The sequence below is a fragment of the Paenibacillus sp. 01T422 genome, assembly GCF_056398785.1.
Map to the genome: position 1 here is coordinate 1 of NZ_JBFTQB010000348.1, position 6,156 is coordinate 6,156.

The following is a 6,156-nucleotide window of genomic DNA, read 5'->3' on the forward strand; positions in this document are numbered from 1 at the left end:
AGCAAACTCTGTAAAGATGATTTTCAAGTTCTCAGAATCACTATGAGTTGCTGCTTCCACGATTTGATATAGCGACTTCATATGCTCCATCGTTTCTGTGGTTCGAGCGTTCGCAATCTCAAGACGATTCTTGACCCCTGCCAGTAATTGAATGGTGAGTGTCATAAACAACAGCATGAGGTAAAACCGGTTCTCACTCAGTAGAATACTGCCAAGCGTCTGCATTTGCCCGTTCGCAAAAAAATAGGAAAAAGCCGTAATAAATAAAAAGTAACTCAGCATCATGAACCAGCAGTAAGCAGAGGAAAGATAGCTGGCAGCCATCCAAGCGGGATTAAAAACACACCACAGGAACGGACTATCCATACCGCCGCTTAGAAGATGGAGGACCATCATCCCCGTCATYTCCAAGCCTACGGTTATTTTAATTGTGCGAGAGGCTTTGCCACTTTGGGTATACATGTCTGTGATCCACGTAGCAAAGATGAACAACACGAGGATGATGCCTATTTTCACACCTAGTGGAGGGCCACGATCCTCAATAGCGTACACTAGCGAAGTTCCAGCCAGCGAAATGAACCGGTACAAGTAAAAGACCCTACTCTCACCTGAGAATATCTTTCTCATCTGTGTAATCATCCTTTAACCGATATTTGTAAGTGGCTCTTTCAACAATACCCATGTTTACCATAATCATAACAGTTAAATTCTTACAGTCAAAAGAGCACTACATGACTATATAATTCGCTATTTTTGTAGTTTTCTGTCTCTATCACCTATAAAATAACCAATTTCAGGAGTTACGATCTATACGTTTGATTATTTAGACCTAACCCTTTGTCGGAAAAAAATGGAAACCAGATTGGAATGACCAAATAAAAATTCATCCTTTTGTACCATAAAATTCCTTTAAAAATTTTTAAAAGCCCAAGAAAACAAGCCGTTTTTTGCTCTTCCGAAGCTTCGATGTCAGCTTATCTCCCCACACTTGTGCTTCATGTCGATGACAGACCGGAGGAACGCCTTGATCTTCACCATCTTCATCCAAAAGAGATCCGTTTCGTATCCATCTATGGTGCAAGTCATGCTGCAGGTGTTAATCTTATGGTAGCTAACGCTTCATGTGTCGTTGAGATGCAGCGGCCCCTATTTCTTCCGCTTTTGGCCTGGCACTACCTTTAAGAGCTTCACTCATGTAAGGCTGCTGGATCTGGCCAGCTATATATTAATTTTTGCCCTCCTATGCGATAAAATCTATATAGGATAGTTGTAATGGGAATCATGCTACACATAGAAACATATTTATAGCATTTCATGGCGCATTCTCTGTGAATAACAAGATAAATGTCGAAAAAACCGGTATAATATCATATAAATAAGGAACATATCATGATGATATGTTCCTTATTTGGTTCAACCCATGAAGGTGGGTCACGTCAATTTTTGATACAAGTGTTCCATATAACGCCAACGAGCTGTGAAGTAATACATCACTTGGATGATAGCAAAAGCCGCAAATATCGTAATCGCCCCTTTTACAATGCTAAAATCTACAAGCTGCTGCAATGCGGTGAACGCGACTGTGCTATGCAATATCGCCGTTAGCAGTGGAATAAAGAACATAACCCTGAATTGACGGGTTACAATCGTTTTCAATTCCGAGCGGCTTAATCCCAGGTTCGCCATTAACTGAAACTGCTTCTGATCCCGCTCTAAATCCGAATAAAGCCGCAAGTACAAGAAACTAGCAGCAAACGTGAAGAAAACAACTCCTACCAGAACACTAATAATCAGCAAAATACCGTTCTTCTGCTTCGCTTCTAGCCACTCTAGGACAAGTGGTTGCACAAGAAAATACTTGCCTTCCTCACGATCCTCTCCGACCGATTGAACCAATTGTCTGGAAATCTCCTTGGTTTCTTCCCAATTGTTCATAGCAAACGTATAATACCTTCGTTCTCCAAGCTCATCAAAAGGCACTCGATTATAGAAGGAATCGGTAACCACGGTAAGATTTCCCCTTAGGATTGCAGGCGTCACGAGATGCGGCACATACTTTTTCATTTCCAATACATCGCTATTTTCTCCTAGCAAAACCTCTTTCGTTTGGGGCATGCTTTTTTGGTTGGCAATGTCACTCTTTTCCTGGACCGTAGATGGCACTCCTAGCGCCATTAAGTCACTCTCCAAAGTTTCTAACGGATACCCCAGCGCTTTGGCCAATTRATTATAATCGCTAAGTTTGAGAAGCGTTACTCCCTCTGCATACTTCGGAGTAATCAACGTTTTTTCATAAGGAAATCGCCCCTCTTTCAATGCTTTCTCTATTTCGGCAACATTCAAATTCTCCTTGCTATTTCCAGCCTGAGTCACATACGTAAAGGCAAAGGGATTGGTCATTTGCGACAATCCCGGATTGCCCAGTGCTAAGCATACCCCGATGCCGGTGAATGCCACCGCAGACACTATGGACACCATAAAGAACATGCTCGCATTATCTCGGACTCGGTAGGCCAATTCCGAAATCGTAATCAGGTTTACTTTTTTATAAAATAGTCGTTCCTGCTTCTTGTAGGCTTGAATGAGGAACACACTAAGCTGTGTGAATAAGAAATACGTCCCCGCTACCGTAAATAATATTCCTAGGGATAAGAGCAGTAAGGAATAGATTCGCTCAATTACGAAGTAAAAAACTAGACTATACCCGATACCGATCAACAAGATCGCGAGTAGCGACAAACCAGTGGAAGCCTTGGGCTCATCTTTGGGTTTCTCTTCGGACTGAATCAGATCAACTAACTGACCGGTTCGCACCAATCGGGTGGTCACTAGTGAAACCAGCAGGAACAGGAGCAGGAATGCACCTGCTGTGGTCCACATGGCTTTGTCTGGAAAATAGAAGGATAACCCCTTTTTAATCTCCAAAATATGAGCGCATATCAACAAGGTGAGCTTCGTAAAAACGAGCCCGCTAGCTATCCCAGCGATGATAGAAGCTAGTCCAATCATCATATTTTCGGTAAAAATAAGGCCATTTTGCTGCCGCGGGGACATGCCGTGAATCATCAGGATGCCGAACTCCTTTTTCCTTGTCTTTAAGTAGGAGCTTACCGAGTACAGCAAGAACAGAAAGGAGAAAATAAAAATTAAATACTGGGATACTTTCAATCCAATTGTACTCAAATGTCCGATCGTTTCACTCGTTGAGGCCAGTTCCCCCTGCAGGTCCGGATGGAACAACAACATCGCATAGATGAAAAAGATCATTACGGCAAACGCGCCGCTCAAAAAATGGGCCACATAGATTCTTTTATTGCGTAAAATGTTATGAAAAGCGATTTGCCGAAATGTCATGCCCATGCCCCCCTAACAGTGATAGGACATTCACGATTTTCTGATAAAAGGCTTCGCGGTTATCGCCACAATGAATCTCGTGATACAGCATACCATCTTTAATAAAAACGACGCGATTGCAATAGCTTGCAGCCATGGCGTCATGCGTGACAAGCATCATCGTTGCTTCTTGTTCCCGATTTAAAGTAGTCAGCAATCCCATGACATCACGGGCAGCTTTGGAATCCAGATTCCCTGTCGGCTCATCAGCAAGAATTAATTTGGGCTGATGGAGCAGCGCTCTACCAATGGCTGTTCGTTGTGCCTGACCACCCGAAATCTCGTACGTGCGTTTGTTCAAAATGTGCTCAATCCCAAGCTTCTCCGACATACGCTTAACTCGCTCGTTAATTTCGCGGTAGCCATTTCCGTCCAGTGCTAGCGGGAGTACCATGTTCTCTTTAACCGTCAAGGTAGGGAGCAGGTTAAAGAACTGAAAAATAAAACCAAGTTCGCGCCGCCTGAACAAAGCGAGCTGATTAGGGGATAGCTGATGCGGCTGCTGTCCATGAATAAATACTTGTCCCGAAGTAGGGGCATCTATCGTAGAAATGACATTCAACAGCGTTGTTTTCCCGCTTCCGGAAGGTCCCATAATGCCGACAAACTCGCCTTTATTTATAGTCAAATCAATACTTTTAAGCGCTTCATATGAGACCTTGCCCATGTAGGTTTTATTCAGATCCGTCACTTTTAAAATTTCCATATGCACTCATCTCCTTTTCTCTAGTAGTAGTGTAATCCAGCCTTCCCTTTTCTCCTATCGACTATCCTTTCAGTTACCTAACAGCTTTGTAAGGTTCCAAGGATAAACGACTTTGTCGTCCTTTTAGGACGAGTGCGTTTGTCAAGGTAGATGCGAAGCTAAAGTATAAAACTTATATTTTCTTATCTACAAAAAAAAGATGAAAGAGCAGCATCGCTCATTCATCCCTACCGAATCGCATATGGAAACGATATCGTTACAATCGTTCCTTTCCCCTGTTCAGACTGTAAATCAATCTTGTGATTTAATTTATCAATAACTTCTTTTGCTACATATAAGCCCATACCTGTAGACTCCTTAAATCTTCGACCATTCTCTCCCGTAAAAAAAGGCCGAAACACGCGGGTTATATCCGATTTGGGAATACCTACTCCATGATCCCGAATCTCCAATAATACAGCACGATCAGCAACGCAAGTCGTAATGGTCACTTTCTTGTGGCTGCCTGCAGAGTATTTGATCGCATTGGATAACACTTGCTGGATAATAAAGCGCAGCCACTTGGCATCTGTTTGTACCGTTAGATTTGGATCTACGCGCATTTCGGGATATACCTCACTGCGGATGAAAAGCCTTTTGTAGTCCGTGATTACTTCATTGATAACACTAGATAACTTGACCACATCCACGCTGAAGTCTTGCGCAAATGTTTCCAACCTTGACATGTACAGCACCATCTCTAACCCTTGACGCAGCCGTTCGGACTCTTCCGAAATACTATCCAGGCGCTCATCATCGGCATCTTGGGTGATCAATTCAATCACCGACAGGGGCGTTTTCATTTGATGAACCCATTGATTCATGAAGGAAACATGGTTTTCTTGCTTGCGTTCCCATTTTTTTGAGTCCATCTGGTAATGCCGATACTGGTTATCCATCAGCTGCTTTAAGGCCTGAGAAATGGCAGACGGGTCCGCCAATGGGAAGGAAGGATATCTCTCATCCAGAGGTTGTGATAAGCGTTCATACATTCGGCGATGACGAATATATTGAAGCAATAAATACACAAGCATAAAAACTATGCCCAGAAATCCCGCATACAAGGCAGTTACGGGATGCTGGTAGCCATCCAACCAATCAACAGAAAGGACCACAAACAACTGAACTAACGAGAAACATACAAACACAGCATGTTCGCGGAGAAACAGCTTCATGACCCTCCTGCTTCCTTCCATATTGGATTCAGACGATACCCTGATCCTCGGACTGTTTCCAGTGCATCCGGGATGCCAAGTTCGCTTAACTTTTTGCGGACTCGTGTAATATTTACACTTAACGTATTCTCGTCCACGAACGTAACATTATCCCAAAGCTTGTCCAGAATTGTCTCCCGACTGACCAGCCGCGGACTGCGTTCAAGCAAAACTTCGATTAAGATGACCTCTTTCTTGGTCAACATCACCCTCTGATTGGCTAACTGCAGTTCCATCCGCTCCGGATATAAGACTAACCCATCCTGCGCAACAATTCGTTCCTCTGTCTTGGGTGCATAATCCCCATATACGCGCCGAAGATGGCTGCGGATCTTGGCCATGAAGACCTCATGATGGAACGGTTTTGTCATATAATCATCGGCTCCATGCTCGAGTGCCATCACTTGGTCCATTTTATCGCTTCTCGCGGACAGGAAAATAATGGGACATGTGGAGATGGAGCGAATTTGCCGACACCAGTAATATCCATCGAAGCTGGGTAAATTGATATCAAGAACGACAATATGAGGCCCAGTTTCCTTAAACTGCTCCAACACATGTTCAAAATCACGGACAATAGTGCCCTCGTCACCATATTTTTGAATATGGAATTGTAGCAACTCTGCGATTTTCGGATCATCTTCAACAATCATAATCTTATACATCTAAGCATCTCCATTCCCGTAAATTCTACACGTTTACATCAGAGAACCCATTCGGCAACTTGCTTCAGGTATTGAATTCTTAGTTGCTCTAAAGTTGGCTGCAACCTTTCTCTATCGGACTTCGTCATAGGTATCGAAT

The 6,156-nt window shown here is 43.3% G+C and carries 5 protein-coding genes and 1 pseudogene; 1 reads left to right on the forward strand and 5 read right to left on the reverse strand.

The annotated features are described in order from the left end of the window. Positions 1 to 627 (reverse strand): annotated as a pseudogene (locus AC1DUA_RS19455) (hypothetical protein); the annotation flags it as partial. 339 nt (positions 628 to 966) lie between these two features. Between AC1DUA_RS19455 and AC1DUA_RS19460 the strand changes: the two are divergent. Beyond that, the gene (locus AC1DUA_RS19460; protein WP_477501343.1) at positions 967 to 1,182 is read left to right on the forward strand and encodes a hypothetical protein; all 216 of its coding nucleotides are present in this window, start codon (positions 967 to 969) and stop codon (positions 1,180 to 1,182) included. A 249-nt stretch (positions 1,183 to 1,431) separates the two neighbouring features. Here AC1DUA_RS19460 and AC1DUA_RS19465 read toward each other — a convergent pair whose 3' ends face one another. The 4 genes from AC1DUA_RS19465 to AC1DUA_RS19480 form a co-directional block, all read right to left on the reverse strand. Beyond that, positions 1,432 to 3,354 carry an ABC transporter permease gene (locus AC1DUA_RS19465; RefSeq protein ID WP_477501344.1) on the reverse strand — a complete coding sequence of 641 codons (1,923 nt, stop codon included), beginning with the start codon at positions 3,352 to 3,354 and terminating at the stop codon, positions 1,432 to 1,434. Continuing rightward, entirely contained in the window at positions 3,326 to 4,099 is a 774-nt protein-coding gene (locus AC1DUA_RS19470; protein WP_477501345.1) for an ABC transporter ATP-binding protein, read from the reverse strand. The genes AC1DUA_RS19465 and AC1DUA_RS19470 overlap by 29 nt, the downstream gene beginning before the upstream one ends. A gap of 227 nt (positions 4,100 to 4,326) precedes the next feature. Then, positions 4,327 to 5,313, reverse strand: coding sequence for a sensor histidine kinase (locus AC1DUA_RS19475; RefSeq protein ID WP_477501346.1), 987 nt, complete (start codon positions 5,311 to 5,313; stop codon positions 4,327 to 4,329). Beyond that, positions 5,310 to 6,017, reverse strand: coding sequence for a response regulator transcription factor (locus AC1DUA_RS19480; RefSeq protein ID WP_477501347.1), 708 nt, complete (start codon positions 6,015 to 6,017; stop codon positions 5,310 to 5,312). The genes AC1DUA_RS19475 and AC1DUA_RS19480 overlap by 4 nt, the downstream gene beginning before the upstream one ends. Positions 6,018 to 6,156 lie beyond the last annotated feature (139 nt).